At 68.3% G+C, this 15,721-nt stretch carries 14 protein-coding genes; 5 read left to right on the forward strand and 9 right to left on the reverse strand.

The window, feature by feature from the left end:
* The first annotated feature begins 153 nt into the window (after positions 1–153).
* Both gltX and gltA read left to right on the forward strand, forming a co-directional pair.
* Complete coding sequence (gene gltX, locus B5X82_RS12075) at positions 154–1,566, forward strand: glutamate--tRNA ligase (RefSeq protein WP_139385095.1); 1,413 nt, start codon at positions 154–156, stop codon at positions 1,564–1,566.
* Positions 1,567–1,631: 65 nt separating this feature from the next.
* Positions 1,632–2,915, forward strand: coding sequence for a citrate synthase (gene gltA / locus B5X82_RS12080; protein ID WP_079648426.1), 1,284 nt, complete (start codon positions 1,632–1,634; stop codon positions 2,913–2,915).
* Between the two features lie 81 nt (positions 2,916–2,996).
* Here the strand turns inward: gltA and B5X82_RS12085 are convergent, their stop codons facing one another.
* From B5X82_RS12085 to B5X82_RS12100, 4 genes are all read right to left on the reverse strand, one after another.
* The gene (locus B5X82_RS12085; RefSeq protein ID WP_079648427.1) at positions 2,997–4,418 is read right to left on the reverse strand and encodes a sensor histidine kinase; all 1,422 of its coding nucleotides are present in this window, start codon (positions 4,416–4,418) and stop codon (positions 2,997–2,999) included.
* Positions 4,415–5,527 carry a DUF2336 domain-containing protein gene (locus tag B5X82_RS12090; protein WP_079648428.1) on the reverse strand — a complete coding sequence of 371 codons (1,113 nt, stop codon included), beginning with the start codon at positions 5,525–5,527 and terminating at the stop codon, positions 4,415–4,417. The genes B5X82_RS12085 and B5X82_RS12090 overlap by 4 nt, the downstream gene beginning before the upstream one ends.
* 42 nt (positions 5,528–5,569) lie before the next feature.
* On the reverse strand, positions 5,570–6,793 hold the full coding sequence (locus B5X82_RS12095) for a hypothetical protein (protein ID WP_079648429.1): 1,224 nt from the start codon (positions 6,791–6,793) through the stop codon (positions 5,570–5,572).
* Between the two features lie 110 nt (positions 6,794–6,903).
* A complete protein-coding gene (locus B5X82_RS12100) occupies positions 6,904–7,167 on the reverse strand; it encodes a hypothetical protein (protein ID WP_223811094.1) in 264 nt (87 codons plus the stop codon).
* 113 nt (positions 7,168–7,280) lie between these two features.
* Between B5X82_RS12100 and B5X82_RS12105 the strand changes: the two genes are divergently transcribed.
* From B5X82_RS12105 to B5X82_RS12115, 3 genes are all read left to right on the forward strand, one after another.
* Positions 7,281–9,713 (forward strand): coiled-coil domain-containing protein, encoded by a 2,433-nt coding sequence (locus B5X82_RS12105; RefSeq protein ID WP_079648431.1) that lies wholly within the window; start codon positions 7,281–7,283, stop codon positions 9,711–9,713.
* A 204-nt stretch (positions 9,714–9,917) separates the two neighbouring features.
* Positions 9,918–10,628 carry a uracil-DNA glycosylase gene (gene ung / locus B5X82_RS12110; protein WP_176152547.1) on the forward strand — a complete coding sequence of 237 codons (711 nt, stop codon included), beginning with the start codon at positions 9,918–9,920 and terminating at the stop codon, positions 10,626–10,628.
* Between the two features lie 10 nt (positions 10,629–10,638).
* Positions 10,639–11,277, forward strand: coding sequence for a GNAT family N-acetyltransferase (locus B5X82_RS12115; protein WP_079648433.1), 639 nt, complete (start codon positions 10,639–10,641; stop codon positions 11,275–11,277).
* 32 nt (positions 11,278–11,309) lie between these two features.
* Here B5X82_RS12115 and B5X82_RS12120 read toward each other — a convergent pair whose 3' ends face one another.
* The 5 genes from B5X82_RS12120 to B5X82_RS12140 form a co-directional block, all read right to left on the reverse strand.
* Positions 11,310–11,897 (reverse strand): permease, encoded by a 588-nt coding sequence (locus B5X82_RS12120; protein ID WP_223811095.1) that lies wholly within the window; start codon positions 11,895–11,897, stop codon positions 11,310–11,312.
* Positions 11,898–12,110: 213 nt separating this feature from the next.
* The gene (locus B5X82_RS12125) at positions 12,111–12,662 is read right to left on the reverse strand and encodes a 2'-5' RNA ligase family protein (RefSeq protein ID WP_079648435.1); all 552 of its coding nucleotides are present in this window, start codon (positions 12,660–12,662) and stop codon (positions 12,111–12,113) included.
* 119 nt (positions 12,663–12,781) lie between these two features.
* Positions 12,782–13,420, reverse strand: coding sequence for a hypothetical protein (locus B5X82_RS12130; protein WP_125725509.1), 639 nt, complete (start codon positions 13,418–13,420; stop codon positions 12,782–12,784).
* Positions 13,421–13,677: 257 nt separating this feature from the next.
* Entirely contained in the window at positions 13,678–14,667 is a 990-nt protein-coding gene (locus B5X82_RS12135; RefSeq protein WP_079648437.1) for a DUF4272 domain-containing protein, read from the reverse strand.
* A 131-nt stretch (positions 14,668–14,798) separates the two neighbouring features.
* Entirely contained in the window at positions 14,799–15,593 is a 795-nt protein-coding gene (locus tag B5X82_RS12140; protein ID WP_079648438.1) for a hypothetical protein, read from the reverse strand.
* Positions 15,594–15,721: the final 128 nt, after the last annotated feature.

A 15,721-nucleotide genomic window follows, 5' to 3' on the forward strand; every position in this document is an offset into this window, starting at 1 on the left:
AGCCCGGCTTTCAGCATAGCGACGGGCGCGGGCGGCGATTCGCGGCGCTTGGCCCGTCCGCCGGTTTGACCCGGCGGGAAAATGCTTTACGGGGCGCATCGACATCGCAGGCCATCGGGTCCGATCTTGGAGAAAGCGCGCGTGGGCGCAAGCATGGAAAAGCAGACCGTCGTCACCCGTTTCGCCCCGTCGCCGACGGGCTTCCTGCATATCGGCGGCGCCCGCACCGCCCTTTTCAATTGGCTGTTCGCCCGCCACCATGGCGGGAAATTCCTGCTCCGCATCGAGGATACCGACCGGGCGCGATCGACCCAGGAGGCGATCGACGCGATCCTGGACGGGATGCGCTGGCTGGACCTGGGCTGGGACGGCGAGGTCGTCTACCAGTTCGCCCGCGCCGAGCGTCACGCCGAGGTGGCCCGGGAGCTGCTCGCCAAGGGCCATGCCTATCGCTGCTACGCTACTCCGGAGGAGCTGGCCGAACTGCGCGAGCAGCAGCGCGCCGCCAAGCAGCCACTGCGTTATGACGGCCGCTGGCGCGACCGCGATCCGTCCGAGGCGCCCGAGGGCGCGCCCTTCGTCATCCGGCTGAAGGCGCCGCGCACCGGCGAGGTGACGATCGACGATCAGGTGCAGGGCCCGGTCACCGTCCAGAATGCCGAACTGGACGACATGATCCTGCTCCGCTCGGACGGTACGCCGACCTATATGCTCGCGGTGGTGGTCGACGATCACGACATGGGCGTCACCCATGTGATCCGCGGCGACGACCATCTCAACAACGCCTTCCGCCAGCTCGCGCTGATCCGGGCCATGGGCTGGGAGGAGCCGGTCTATGCGCATATCCCGCTGATCCACGGCGCCGACGGCGCCAAGCTGTCGAAGCGGCACGGCGCGCTCGGCGTCGACGCCTATCGCGACGAGCTGGGCTTCCTGCCCGAGGCGGTGAACAACTATCTGCTGCGGCTCGGCTGGGGCCATGGCGACGACGAGATCATCAGCCGCGACCAGGCGGTGGAGTGGTTCGACCTGGGCGGCGTCGGCCGTTCGCCGTCGCGCTTCGATTTCAAGAAGCTCGAGAATCTCAACGGCCATTATATGCGCGAGGCCGATGACGCCCGGCTGGCCGATCTGATCGCCCCCGGAGTCGCGGCGCGGCTGGGCCGGAAACTCGATTCGGCGGACCGAGACCTTCTGCTCCGCAGCATTCCTTTCCTGAAGGTAAGGGCAAAAGATATCAACGAGTTGACCGATGGTGCGAGCTTTCTGTTTCGCACCCGCCCGCTCGATATGGACGAGAAGGCCGCATCGCTGCTAGACGAACCTGGCAAGGCGTTGCTGGCACAGGCTCGCGAGGCGCTTGCCGCCACGGACGACTGGTCGGCGCCCGCGCTGGAGGCGGGGGTCCGGTCGGTGGCGGAACGCGGGGGGATCGGCCTCGGCAAGGTGGCGCAGCCGCTTCGCGCGGCGCTCACCGGCCGCACCACGTCCCCCGGCATCTTCGATGTCCTGGTCCTCCTCGGCCGCGAGGAGAGCCTGGGACGGCTCGACGATCAGTTGGGGTGATCGGGCAAGGACTGAAAACCGGGATTGCCGCGTGCGGCAAAGGGGCGAACGACAGGAGATTGAACATGGCGGATACTGTGAAACTGGAGATCGGCGGCAAAGCGTCCGAATATCCGGTCCTGTCGGGCACGGTCGGCCCCGATGTCATCGACATCCGCAAGCTCTACGGCGCGACCGGCGCCTTCACCTATGATCCAGGCTTCACCTCGACCGCCTCGTGCCAGTCGGCGCTGACCTATATCGACGGCGACCAGGGCATCCTGCTCCACCGCGGCTATCCGATCGACCAGCTCGCGGAGCAGTCGAGCTTCATGGAAGTCTCCTACCTGCTGCTCAACGGAGAGCTGCCGGGCAAGAAGGAGCTCGAGGACTTCACCTATACGATCAGCCGCCACACGATGCTGCACGAGCAGCTCGCCACCTTCTATCGCGGCTTCCGTCGCGACGCGCACCCGATGGCGATCATGTGCGGCGTGGTCGGCGCGCTGTCGGCCTTCTACCACGACTCGACCGACATCAACGATCCGAAGCAGCGGATGATCGCCAGCCATCGGCTGATCGCCAAGATGCCGACGATCGCGGCGATGGCGTACAAATATTCGGTGGGGCAGCCCTTCCTCTATCCGAAGAACGACCTCAGCTACACCGCCAACTTCCTGCGGATGACCTTCGGCGTCCCGGCCGAGGAGTATGAGCCCGATCCCGTCATCGTCTCGGCGATGGACAAGATCTTCATCCTCCATGCCGACCATGAGCAGAACGCCTCGACCTCGACCGTGCGCCTCGCCGGCTCGTCGGGCGCCAATCCCTTCGCCTGCATCGCGGCGGGCATCGCCTGCCTGTGGGGTCCGGCGCATGGCGGTGCGAACGAAGCCGCGCTCAACATGCTGCGCGAGATCGGCACGCCCGACCGCATCCCGGAATATATCGCCCGCGCCAAGAACAAGGACGATCCCTTCCGCCTGATGGGCTTCGGCCACCGCGTCTACAAGAATTTCGATCCGCGCGCGAAGGTGCTCGGCAAGGCCGCGACCGAGGTGCTCGACAAGCTCGGCATCAACGACCCGGTCCTCGACACCGCCCGCGAGCTCGAGCAGATCGCGCTCAAGGACCAGTATTTCATCGACAAGAAGCTCTACCCGAACGTCGATTTCTATTCGGGCGTGATCCTGTCGGCGATCGGCTTCCCGACCACGATGTTCACCGTCCTCTTCGCGCTCGCCCGCACCGTCGGCTGGGTCGCGCAGTGGAACGAGATGATCTCCGACCCCGAGCAGAAGATCGGCCGCCCGCGCCAGCTCTACAACGGCCCGGCGCAGCGCGACTATGTGCCCGTCGGCCAGCGCTGATCTGATCTAACGGAATGATCAAGGCCGGGGCGAAAGCTCCGGCCTTTTCCCAAGAACCTCACCCCGGCGGAGGCCGGGGTCTCAGGCGGCTCCTGCCTCGACCCCTTCTCCCCTCTCCCGAGACCCCGGCCTCCGCCGGGGTGACGGTGGGAGCTCTTCCCCCGCCGGCAGCGTGAACACGAAGCGCGCGCCCTGCCCCCGGGCACTGTCGACGCCGAGGTCGCCGCCCATCGCGCGGGCGAGGCGGCGGGAGATGTAGAGGCCGAGGCCGCTACCGGTGCCGTCGCGCAGACCGAGCCGCTCGAACCGCTCGAAGATGCGCTCCTGATCGTCCTCGCCGATGCCGTCGCCCGCGTCGGCGACGATCACCGCCGCGATGTCGCCTTCGCGTTCGCAGCGGATCCAGACGCGGCCGCCGGGCGGCGAGTGGCGGATCGCGTTGCTCAGCAGGTTGATCAGCACCTGCAGGACGCGGCGGACGTCGCCCAGCGCGGTCACCGGCTGGCCGGTCGGACCATCGATCGTCACCCCGGCGCCGGCCGCACGCACACCGAGCAATGCCGCCCCGCGCTGCGCCGTCTCGACCAGGTCGACACGGTCGGCTTCGGGCCGGAAATCGGCGCGCTCGATCGTCTGCAGGTCGATCAGGTCGTCGACCAGCGCAAGCAGGTGGCGGCCCGCCCCGGCGATGTCCTCGGCATAGCTGGCATAGTCGCGCCGTACCGGCCCGTCGCCGCGCCCCGAAATGCTGTCGGCATGGGCGATGATCCGGTCGAGCGGCCCGCGCATCGCCTGGCCGAGCTGGTTGCCGAACGCCTCGTCGAGCGGAGCCGGATCGGGCAGGCGGCGCACGCGGTCGACGCGCGTCGGCCGGCGGCTGACGAGCAGCTGGTAGCCGACGAATCCCTCGCTCTCGCCGATGAGCGGGACGCCCGCGATCCGCACCGGGATGCCCGCCCCCAGGCGGAACACCGCATCCTCGTCCTCGAAGCGGTCCGCGCTCGCCGCCGCGGCGACGATGCTCGACACCCCTTCCCCGGCCTCGCTCAGCGCGAACAACGCCTCGATCGGCTGGCCGACCGCACCGGGCAGGTTGGACGGCGGATGGGTGACGCGCAGCATCGCGTCGGTCTCGACGATCCAGTCGGCGGTCGCCCGGCTGAAGTCGCGCCAGCGCAGCGCCTCCAATGCGGGCGGCGGCTGGACGGCGGGCATCTCCTGCCAGCCGGTGATCGCCAGCTCGGTGCCCCCGCTATCGGGCCGCACACGCACCCACAGCTCGACGTCCTGGTCGCCCTGCGCCGCGATCACCCGACGCGACAGGGCGATACCGAGCCGCCGCGCCAACCGTGCGATCGAGGAGAGCTGCGGCACCGCGAGAATCCCGCCCGCCACCCCGCCCGCCCGCTCGTGCAGGCGGAACAGCGGCGGATCGGCCTCGACCAGCCGGCCCCGGTCGTCGACCCGGCCGACGACCGGGCGGAGGCCGTGGGGGGCGTTCATCGCCGCCGGCCGCCTTCGCCGATTTCGATCACGGCGCGGCGGTAATTGGGATCGAGCCGCCAGATCAGCACCGCCTCGGCCGCCTCGCGCGGGCCGAGCGCGTCGAACGCGTCGGCGCGGGCGACGATCGCCTCCTCGTCGGCGCCCTCGGCCGATCCGATCCGCCACAGCATCGTCACTGCCGCTTCGCGCCCGCAGTCGATCGCGCGCAACACCGTGCCGAGCATCATCCCGGACGGATCGGTGATCATCGACCAGACGCCCGCCGAATCGATCCCCGCCCGCCGCGCGACCGCCGCGGTGAACAACGCCAGCCAGCCTTCCTCCAGCGCGTCGACGAGCAGTGCGTCGTCGATCAACCCGGCCGCATCGAGCAGCGCCGCGAGCGCGTCGGCGCGGCCCTCCAGCGTGTCGGCGTCGTCATGCTCGGCGAGCAATGCGCGCACCGCCGCGGCAAGCAACAGGTCGGCCTGGCTGTCGGGCAAGCCATGATGGCGGATCAGATAGTGGCGCAGTGCCGCCGCCACCGCCCAGAGCAGCTTGCGGTGCGGCGCGGGCGGCAGGTCCGTCCGCGCCAGCGCCGGATCGCCGAACGGATCGTAGCGACGGCTCTCGGCGACGAGCAGCGCCATCGTCGCCTCGGCGATCCCGGCGTCGCCGAGGTCGAGCAGTCGCTGCGCCAGATCGGCGACATGATAGGGCGAATCGCGGCCCAGCATCAGCGCCAGCCGATGCTCGTCGACCCGGCGCAGCATCGCGGCGACCAGATCGGCCTCGCGCAGCAGCCTGGTCCGTTCGAGCAGCGGCTGCGCGATCGGCATCGTCGCCGATCCGAGCGCAGCGAGAAGTTCGGGGTGCGGCTCGTCCGCCAGCGAATCGATCAGGCGGATGCGCAGGTCGTCCTCGATCGCGCCGATCAGCGCGCGCATCAGCTGCGCGATCTGGGCGCGATGCTGGTCGGAAAGATCGAGGCCGTCGGACCGGAACAGGTCGCCGGCGGCGCGGCCGACCCGGCTTTCGACGCGATCCAGGGCACGCGCGGCATCGGTGAGCCAGCGCGCCGACGCGGGCCTTCCCATCTCCTGCCGTTCGTCCTCCAGCCCCATCATGCTTCGTGCATATCGAAATGTCGTTAAATCGAAGCTAAACCCTCAGATGTCATAAATACGCGCGCCCTTCCACGCCGTCGCGAATCTTTCGACGAAGGACAGGACGGCATAGGCCGTGAGCGCCGCGAGCATCCAGCGCCAGCCGCCCAGCACCGCAACCGCGGGCGCCAGCCAGACCAGCGCATCGGCGCTCGCCAGCCAGCGCGGCGACGGCGACGGCCGGATCGCCGCGACCATCGTTTCGAGCGCCCCCGTACCGGCCAGCGCCGCGGGCAGCAACGCGGCGACCAGCCACCAGCCCCAGCCGCCTTCGGCCGCCAGCAGCCTGGCAAGCAGCAGCAGCGCCGCCAGCGCCGCTGCGTGGCGGGCGAGCGCGATCAACGCGGTCGGCTCGGCGACGCCGCCCCAGATCCGCGCCATGCGCCGCGCCGCCGAAGCCGTCGCCGCCGCGACGGGCAACAGCAGTGCCGCTCCCCAGAACAGCTTGAAGCCGGCCAGCAGCGCAGCGAACCAGGCGATGCCCACCGCGACTCCGGCGACCAGCCGCTGGTCGATCTGCCGCGCAATCAGCGGACCGATCAACGGCCCCGCCACCAGCCGGTGGAGATAGAGCTCGACCCAATTGCCCTCGCCCGGATCGGCGCGGCGCATCAGCCCGGCCTCGATCGTCCCGATCGCGGCGGGGCCGATCGCCAGCACCGGCGGCGGCAAGGGCCGCTCTCCGCTGGGATCGAGCGCCGGGATGCGTGCGGCATCATCCTGTACCAGCCGGCGCAGCAAGGTCGAGCTCAGGTCCCAGTCGCCGAGCATCCGCGCGGTCGCCTCGAGCATCGCCTTGTCGAGCAGCGCATAGCCGGCCCAGCGCTCGGTGGCGTCGATCCGCTCGAACGCGGCATGGTCCTGGGCATCGGGCAGCGCGAGCAGCGCGGCGCCCTCCATTCCGGCCAGCGCGTCGACCGCGCCCTGTGCGGCGACCGCGCCGTCGGCGACCAGCAGGATCCGCTCGGACGGGTGGAAGCGGTCGATCGCGTCGGCGACGCTGCGCGCGATCTCGATCCGCGCGCCCTGCCGCCGCAGCCGGTCGACCGCCTGGGCGAGCACCGCCGGCACCCGTTCGACCAGCACGACGATGTGCGCCGCCCCCGCCGCGATCGCAAGGCCGGCCTGATGCTCGATCAGGGTCCGGCCGGCGAGCGGCAGGGTGGCGCGGAGTCCGTCGCCAATATCGGTCTGGTCCTGCGCGGCGATCAGCGCGGCGAGCGGCAAAGTTCGGTCCCCCTCGGCAAGGCGACGGGGATAGAGTCAGTCGGGCGATTCTGCAAAGCGGAATGCCGCCGGCATTGTCCTGTTCCGGGGCGGCCGGAGGCGGATGCGCGTCAGCGACAGGCGGCCAGCGCGTCGGCGACAGCGTCGAGAAGCAGCGGATCGGGTCCGACATCGGCAGCGCGGGCAGCTACCGCCATCAGGTCGGTCATGCCGAAGCTCGCGGCCAGGCCCTGCAGCTTCATTGCTTCGTCGCGCCACGCCGCGACCCCGGACGCCTGCGACAGCGCCGCGACATGCTGCGTCGCCGAGGCGAGGAACAGCGCGCGCAATTCCGCGATGACGGCGGCGTCCCCGCCGACCGTTTCGGCCAGCATGCGATCGAGGGCTCCGGGAAGGATGCTCATCGTCGGATAAGGAGACGAGAAGAGTGAAGATTCGGTTAGTCGAGGCTATCGCTCGACTCGCGATTCCTGTAGATGGGAGAGGCATGGGGAAGGCACCGCATCCGCTGGATCGCTGGCGGGCCGCGAACGCGGCCGAGGCGGACGCCGTTCGCGCCGCCGCAGCGACCGAAACGCCCACCGAAGAGACATCCATGGAAGACGGCGCCGACACGGGCGAGCTGCTGCTCGGCGAGCCGCACGACGCGCCGGACGACGGTCCCCCGACACTGCCGGCGCGGCGCGGCGCGGACATAGCGATCGGCGCGGTCCTCGGGCTGATCGGCGCGGGCTGGATCGGTTTCCTCGTCGGCGGCGTGGTGCCGACCAGGCCCGACCTTCCCGCCATCGCCAACAGCATCGCGCTGGCCTGCGGCCCGCTCGCGCTCCTCGCTATCCTCTACATATTGCTCCAGCGCGGCGCGCGGCGCGAGGCGGCCCGCTTCGGCGCCACCGCCCTGTCGATGCGGGTCGAGGCTCGCCGGCTCGAAGAGGCGGTCGCCCGGGTCACCGCCGCGCTCGACGAACGGCGCGACGCACTGAGCAGCCACACCGCCGGCCTGCTCGACGAGGGGCACCGCGCGGCCGAGAAGCTCCAGCAGATCAGCATGGACATGCGCGACGAGACCGACCTCCTCGCGCGCCAGACGGAGCTGCTCCACAACGCCGCCAGCGTCGCCCGGTCGGACATGAGCGGGCTGATGCTGGACCTGCCCCGCTCGCTCGACATGGTCAAGGAGGTGTCCGAGCTGATCGGCTCGATCGGCGGATCGGCGCGCGACCATGCGCAGGGCCTGGCCGACGCGCTGTCGGCGATCATCGCGCGCAGCCATGAGGCGGACGAGATGATCGGCGCGGCCTCGGGCCGGCTTGCCACCCAGATCGGCCGGATCGAGACCCGCACCGAACGCACCACGCGGACGATCGAGGAAACCGCCTCCGCGCTCGGCCATACGATCGACGCGACGCTCGACAAGGCGGCGCTGGCGATCGAGCAGACCCGCACCGGGCTCGACGCCCAGCGCGCCGCGATGGCGGCGATGATCGACCATGGCCGGGCCGCGCTCGACGAGGCGGGCACCGCCGCCGCCGCCTCGATCGCGCAGCGGCTGACCGACATGAGCGGATTGTCCCAGACGTTGTCGCAGCAGCTCGCCCAGCAGGACGAGGACGCGCGCCGTCTGTTCGCCAATCTCGAACATGCGCTGGGCGCGATCGAGAGCCGGTTCGAGGCGCTGGGCGCGACCGGCACCGAGCAGACCGCCGACCTCGCCGAGCTGATCGTCACGCTGAGCGAGCATGCCGACGGTCTCGGTCAGGCAGTGACCAACAGCCTGGCCGGCGCACGCACCCTGACCGACCGCGCCAACGCGCTGCGCATCGCCTTCGACGCGATCATCGGCAATGTCGAGCGCGACCTGCCGCAGGTGATGAGCAAGGTCGAGAGCGAGGCCGCGCGCGGCGACGCGACGATGCGCGCCGTCACCGCCCAGGCCGAGCAGCTCAGCCAGACCGTCGAGCGCGCGACCGACCGATTGGGCTCGGCCGACACGATGATCGACCGCCAGCGCGAGGCGATCGCCGGATTGGGCGACCTCGCCGCCCGCCGCATGGCCGGGATCGCCGCCGAGGGCGACGCGCTACTCGAACGGCAGCGCGCGCTGTCCGACGCGTTCGCCGAGGAGGCCAATGCCCGGCTGGAGGCGCTGCGCGACCATTCGAACGAGCTCGGCCGCCTGATCGGCGAGAGCGAGGCGAACATGCGATCGCTGTCCGAGCTGTCAGGCGGCCGGCTGATCGACGCGATCCTCAAGGTTCGCGAGACCGCGTCGGAGGCGGCGCGCGGCGCGCGCGAGGCGCTCGAATCGATCATCCCCGATGCGAGCGAGAAGCTGGCGCGCAGCGGCGCCGAGGCGATCGAACGCGCCTTCGGCGACCAGATCACCCAGCGCATCCACCTGATCTCCGACACCGCCGAGGCCGCGGTCGCCGCCGCCAATGTGGCGAGCGAGCGGCTGCTGACGCAGATGCTGTCGATCACCGAGGCCGCCGCCTCGATGGAGAAGCGCGTCGCCGATGCCGAGACGCGGCAGGAGCATGTCTCGCAGGAGACGGTGAGCCGCGAGGTCGCGATCCTGATCGAGCATCTCAACTCGGCGGCGATCGACGTCACCAAGCTGCTGTCGCACGATGTGCCCGACGGCGCGTGGAAGGCCTATCTCCACGGCGACCATGGCGCCTTCACCCGCACCGCCGTCCGCCTGCTCCGCCGTGACGAGGCGGCCGGCATCGCCCAGCTCTATGACGGCGACGTCGAGTTCCGCGAGCATGTGAACCGCTATATTCACGATTTCGAGGCGCTGCTGCGGCGCGTGCTCGAAAGCCGCGATGGCGGCGCGCTGGCGATGACGGTGCTGTCGTCCGACATGGGCAAGCTCTACGTCGCGCTCGCCCAGGCGATCGAGCGTCTGCTGATCTGACAGCCGTCGCGGGCGGAAGCGGCATTGCGAGAAGCTCTCCGCCCCACCCTCCAATACCGTCGCCCCTGCGAAGGCAGGGGTCCATGTCTGCCTTCAGTCCTTGGCTGAAGTTTATCCTGAGCGCCTGCGTTGCAGGCGGTCGGGGGGCTGGCATGACGGAAGAGGGGATTGAACCCCCGCCCAAGCTGCGCCACAAACCCGGCCATGGCGGGCGACATCAAACTCCACGACAGTTGGCGCGATCCCCTGGCGGAGGAATTCGCCTCCCCCTATATGGCCGCGCTGCGTGAATTCCTGATGGGTGAGCGTGCGAAGGGCAAGCGCATCTTCCCGGTCGCCAGCGACTGGTTCCGCGCGCTCGACCTCACCCCGCTCGACAAGGTCCGCGTCGTGATCCTCGGGCAGGACCCCTATCACGGCCTCGGCCAGGCGCACGGGCTGTGCTTCAGCGTCCGGCCCGGCGTCGCGCCGCCGCCCAGCCTGGTCAACATCTACAAGGAACTGCACAGCGATCTCGGCATCGCCCGGCCCGCGCACGGCTTCCTCGAACATTGGGCGCGGCAGGGGGTGCTGCTGCTCAATTCGGTGCTGACGGTCGAGATGGGGCTTGCCGCCTCGCACCGCGACCGGGGGTGGGAGAAGTTCACCGACGCGATCATCCGCCTGGTCAACGCCAAGCCCGATCCGGTCGTGTTCATGCTGTGGGGCAGCTATGCCCAGAAGAAGGCGGCGTTCGTCGATTCGACCGACCGGGGCGGCCGCCATCTCGTCCTGAAGGCGCCGCACCCCTCGCCGCTGTCGGCGCATAGCGGTTTCTTCGGCTGCCGGCATTTCTCCAAGGCCAACGCCTTCCTCGCCGAGCACGACATGGCCCCGATCGACTGGGCGCTGCCGCCGGTCGAGGCGGCGGCCTGATCCCGATCCGATGGACCGCATCGACGCCGGGCTGATCGCAGCCTGGCTCGCGGCGCGATCGATGGCGCGGGACCTGCCGGCGCCGGTGCCCGATCGCGGCGGCTGGCGGGTCGACACCGGCCTGCCGAGCGAGGCGCGCCGCCACGTCTTCACCGCCGCCTGTCCCGGTCTGGTCGAACTCGGCGCGACCGTCGCCGAACCGCGGGTGTTACTCAAGCTCGCCGCGACCCATGCCGAACTGGCGGCGCTGCTGCCGCCGCGCTGGCGGCTCGAACCGCTCGCTTTTGTCATGACCTGCGCCGGCGGCTTCGGCGACGGCAGCGAGGCGGAACTGCCCGGCGGCTACCAGCTGTCGGTCGAGCGCGACGGCGACCGGGCCTTCGCGCGGATCGTCGCGCCCGCCGGCGTGCTCGCGGCGAGCGGCCATGCCGCCGAGCGCGACGGCGTCTTCATCTACGACCGGATCGTGACCGATGCCGCGCACCGCCGCCGCGGGCTCGGCCGCGCGCTGATGCTCGCGCTCCAACGCACCCGCCGCTCCCCCGCCGCGCGCCAGGTGCTGACCGCCACCGCCGACGGACGCGCGCTCTATACCTCGCTCGGCTGGCAGGTGCATTGCCCGTGGAGCACGGCGGCGATCCCGGAATAGGCGCTTGCCCATGCCCGCGCCCATGCCGGTGCCTATGCCGCGCGGTCGAGCAGCGGTCCCATCGCGACGATGTCTCCGGCGCTGAAGATCATCTGACCCGGCGTCGCGCCCTCGACCGCGTGGAAGAAGAAGGGCGTCCCGAAGCTGCCGCCCTCGACGAGCTGCGCGGCCATGTCGGCGGCGACCGCCATGACGAGATCGGCCTGCGCGCCGCTGTCCGACGGCACGGTCGCGGTCAGATGATGGTCCATATAGGTCCGGTAGTCGGCAAGCGTCGTCTCCGGCCGATACATGTAATTGAGCTCGCCATAGGGTTCGCCCGGCCAGGGATAGATGACGTAGCGCATCTCGAGCCGGCGGAAGCCCTGCGGGAACTGCTGATGGACGACCTGGCAGACCGTGCAGTCCTTGTTGGTGAACATATAGCAGACGCCATCCGACGCCGCCTCGCGCGCCGGTTCGCGGATACTGGGCAGCATGGCGAGCTGATCCCAGAAAGGAGCCAGTTCCTTCTGGAATCCGGCCTGGGCCGCGATGCCCGGCGTTCCCGCCGCGGCAGCGGCGCGGCGCGCGAGCAACAATCCCGGCATGGCGGCCAGCAGGCTGCGCCTGTTCAGCATGAAGGGTCCCCCGACCTGTGATCGCGAAGCAACCCGCCCCATGTAGCGCTCGCCGGGCTCGGTGAACAGCATCCCCAGGCCCCCCTCACCGTCATTCCCGCGAAGGCGGGAATCCACCAAGCCGCCAGGTCGTGCCTCTGTTGGTTCGGGACTCGTTCTCCGGTGGCTTCCCGCCTTCGCGGGAATGACGAAGAGGAAAAGGGAGAGCGAACCCTACCCCTCCAGCGTCCAGCGCCCGAGCTCGACATGCTCGGTCAGCCCGACGAGGCTGTGGATCAGCACGAAGTCGTGCGCGCGCCAGCTGATCGGCAGGATCGGGCGGCGCTGCCCCTCGGCCTGGCCATAAGCGAGGGTGATGTGCGGCTCGAAGCGGAAGCCGCGATTGGGCCAGATGCCGGCATCGGCGATGGCGAGCTGGAGCTTCTGCTGGAAGGCCTTGAGGACGGGCATCGGCTCGCCCGGCTTGAGGCAGGTGACATGGCCGTTGCCGACCACCTCGGCGAGCGCCACCCGCAGCGCGGGCCCATTCACCTTCGCCGCCGCGCCGCGCAGCGCGTCGACGATCCCCTGGGTCGGCGTCATCGGCAGGTCGAGCGACCAGAGGGTCAGGTGCAGCCGGTGATCAAACACATGGCTCTTGGCCACCCCGATCCCGCCGCGCACATCCGCGATCTCGGCGACCGCTTCCGCGCTTGGCTTCAGCGCGAAGAACAGGCGGTGGAGAATGATCTCGTCGCTATCGTCGAAGGACCGCAGAAGACTCATGATGTTTCTCCTTTGTTCCTATTACCTACAGGAAAATGCATGAGAACGAAAGAGGAACTTTACGCGATACCGGAGAACGGCGCGCGTTCTCCGGTACCCGATGGGAGATCCGATCTGCCTCAGCGCTTGCGGGTACTCTCGTCGGGAAAAGGCCGAGCGAGATTTTCCGCCGTGTCCGCCACCCTCGACGTCGCGAACGCGGCAGCCGACTTCTGCAAGGCGTTGGTACCGTGCCATATCCGGCGCAGCGGATCATAAGGCTCGGCACCGAAGTTGCCATGCACACGGCGATGTGTCGCCTCCGGCAGGATCTTGAAGAATGCAGGGTTGTTACGCCACAATCCTTGAGCGCGGGAATCCGCCTTGGGGATCGGACCCAGCCCCTTCATAGGGATGGTGTGGTGGACCGCATACCCCGGGGGGACTTCGGCGATCCTCCGGATTCGTGCCCTCTGGGTCGCGGCCGACGCCAGCAAAGGGGCCCTGGCCGTTTTTTTGATCGCTCGGATGAGTTTCAGGACCTTGGTTGCGGGCCCGATCGGAGAAAGGTCGGCGGCAAGCATCGCGCCGTTGAAGGCGGCACTGGCATAATCGCCCTCCCTCAGATCCGACACCATGTCGGACGCCGGCCCGACCACGGGCACATAGGGAACCACCTCGCGAGCGGCATCGAGCGCATATTGCGCGTAATCTTCATAGGTCCAGTCATCGGTCGGCACCGGGGCACGCGGCCGCGGCTGCCGGGGTGGCATGCTCATATCATCGCTCCGTCTGGAAAAGGCATGATCCCAGGACAGGCGCACGCATCCTGCGTCGCCAGGGCTGGAATCTCGCTGTCGAAAGAAAACAGGCCGGATGGTGCCGGACTTGTCCACTCGGGAGCGGGTGACCAGGCGCCGATATCTACGGTGCCTGAACCCTTGCACGAAACATGTTACATGTCAAGAACAAAATGAGAACATTTCCGGCGGCAATGGGTCGGCGCTACCGCAGGAGTAGCGTCAACACATTGCCTTCACCTCCAACTGATCCGATCCGGATTGATTATCCATTGGAGGGCTACGTAGCGGCGCTCGGCAATCTCCGCCTCGTTGAGATTCTTGTCGGAAGGATCCCCGGCATACCTCTCCCCAGCCTCTCGTGAGAGGTTGCGATAGCGCTCGGCCATCGCCGCGATATCCCGTGCGGGTTTCAGCTCCGCCGCCAGGAAGCGGTCTATGCTCATATCGCCGGCCGGCGGCACGATCTCGACGACCGTCGATAGGTCGGGGTCTTCGCCGGCGGGCGACATATCAGCCAGACCCAGCGCCCAAAGCAGGGCAATCAGCCGCTCGAGTTCCCATCCGGCCGCAGTTCGTTGCTGCTCCGTCACCCGACGAGTAGTGAAGAGCTCAGCCTCTTCCGGCGACATCGCGACAAGAAGATTCTGTTCCTGAAGCCACTCGACGATCTTCGACCTTTCGACACCGAGCGCCAGCCGAACGATGGCGAACAGAAGCAGAGCCCTGCTTGCAACCTCGGACGCCAGGCGGATCGGTATGCCGGGATCGCCGGAAAGTATCCGACACCCCTGCCCCCGCACCGTGATCTCGAAGCAGGCTTTGCTGAGTTCCGCCATGGTCGACGCCGCCCGGATGGCGGCCAACGCCTCGTCCCCTTCCTCGAAGATATCCCGCGCCTCGACTTCGACACGCGCCCGCGTGGCGATGAAGTCCTCACGCTCAATCTCATGCAGCTCGACCTCGAGCCCGGCCCGTTCGCTATCGGCCCGGCCGAACCGCCACCATTTCTTCCTTGGCGGTTCGCCCGGAACGAGGCCGGAGACAACCCAACGCCGTTCGGCGCTGTCGACGATCTCCAACCCCAGGTGGCGCGCCCCGCTCGCCAGCCAGCCCGTCTTACCGAGCAGCAGTTCCCTGTCCTCGAACGGCATGACGTCGCCGTCCTGCGGGAAACCGAGAACGGGCAGCGTCAAATCCGCCCGCGTCAGGAACACCCCCGTCATATCGCCCTCCCTCGAATCGGAACGCAACGGGAACGTTATCAGCAGGCCAGTGATTTGCAATCTGGAAGCACATCAGTAATGGAATGCACCGGTCGCGGACGGAAATCGAACGAACGTCCGCAGGCGACCGTTCACAACAATCCGGACGCCTGCATGTTTGTTTCGTCCAGGATCGTGGCAAGGTCCGGCGAACGCCACACGGCCTCCTCGTCGTCGCTAGACCCCAGTTCCCACTCCGCGAGCAGGCGGGACTTGACCTCGTCCAGACTGATCGGATCCATTTCCTCGAGCTCGAGGTCGAACGTCACGCAGGGAGTGAACCACTGCCACCGGCGCTTTTCAGGCAAAGGCTCCTGGAGCAGCAGCGACCGGACGATCCACCGTCGCTGACGATTGTCGAACAACTCCATCCCGATCAGCGTTTCGTCGCGAACATATTCCGGGTCGCAACTGAGGAGGTACCCGAGGTCACCAAAACACAGCGCTCCGGCAGCCTTCGTAAACCCGACGAGCGGAAACGCCAAATCCGCCTCGGAAGCCTTGACCGTCGCTCTCTTGGCGCCCGTTGATTTCCGGACGGGACGGGGAACCGGCTTGCGACTTTCTCGTGGTACGCCGTGGCTTCGTCCCGGAGCGGGCGGAAGCTCTTCGAGCATATATTCCACACGCCAATCACGTGGGCTGAAAAGAAGCATGTTCAGAATATGCCAACGCTCCGGTCTGTCGATTTTCCGGATGGATCGGACGATCCATCGACGGCCCGAGGCATCAATGATCTCCATGCCCAGGAGCAGGCCGCTCTTCAATTGATACGAAGTAGCGCGCGTCAGAGCGTGTAAGGTTCGATCGATCCAGCGCCCACCACCGGCAATGATGGTGACGACAGGAAATTCGAATGTGATCTCGCTCGAGTTGATGAGTTTCATACCGCCCCTCTGAACAAAAAGGGAACATGCATGATCACGGCGTAGCGCGCAAGTCGAATGCTCAACTGCTCCAACCCGCGGGAGCGCCATGCTAATGGCGAGAGAGATGCGCGGTCAGCGGCTCTCGG

It is taken from the genome of Rhizorhabdus histidinilytica (assembly GCF_900167915.1).
GTDB classification, from domain to species: domain Bacteria; phylum Pseudomonadota; class Alphaproteobacteria; order Sphingomonadales; family Sphingomonadaceae; genus Rhizorhabdus; species Rhizorhabdus histidinilytica.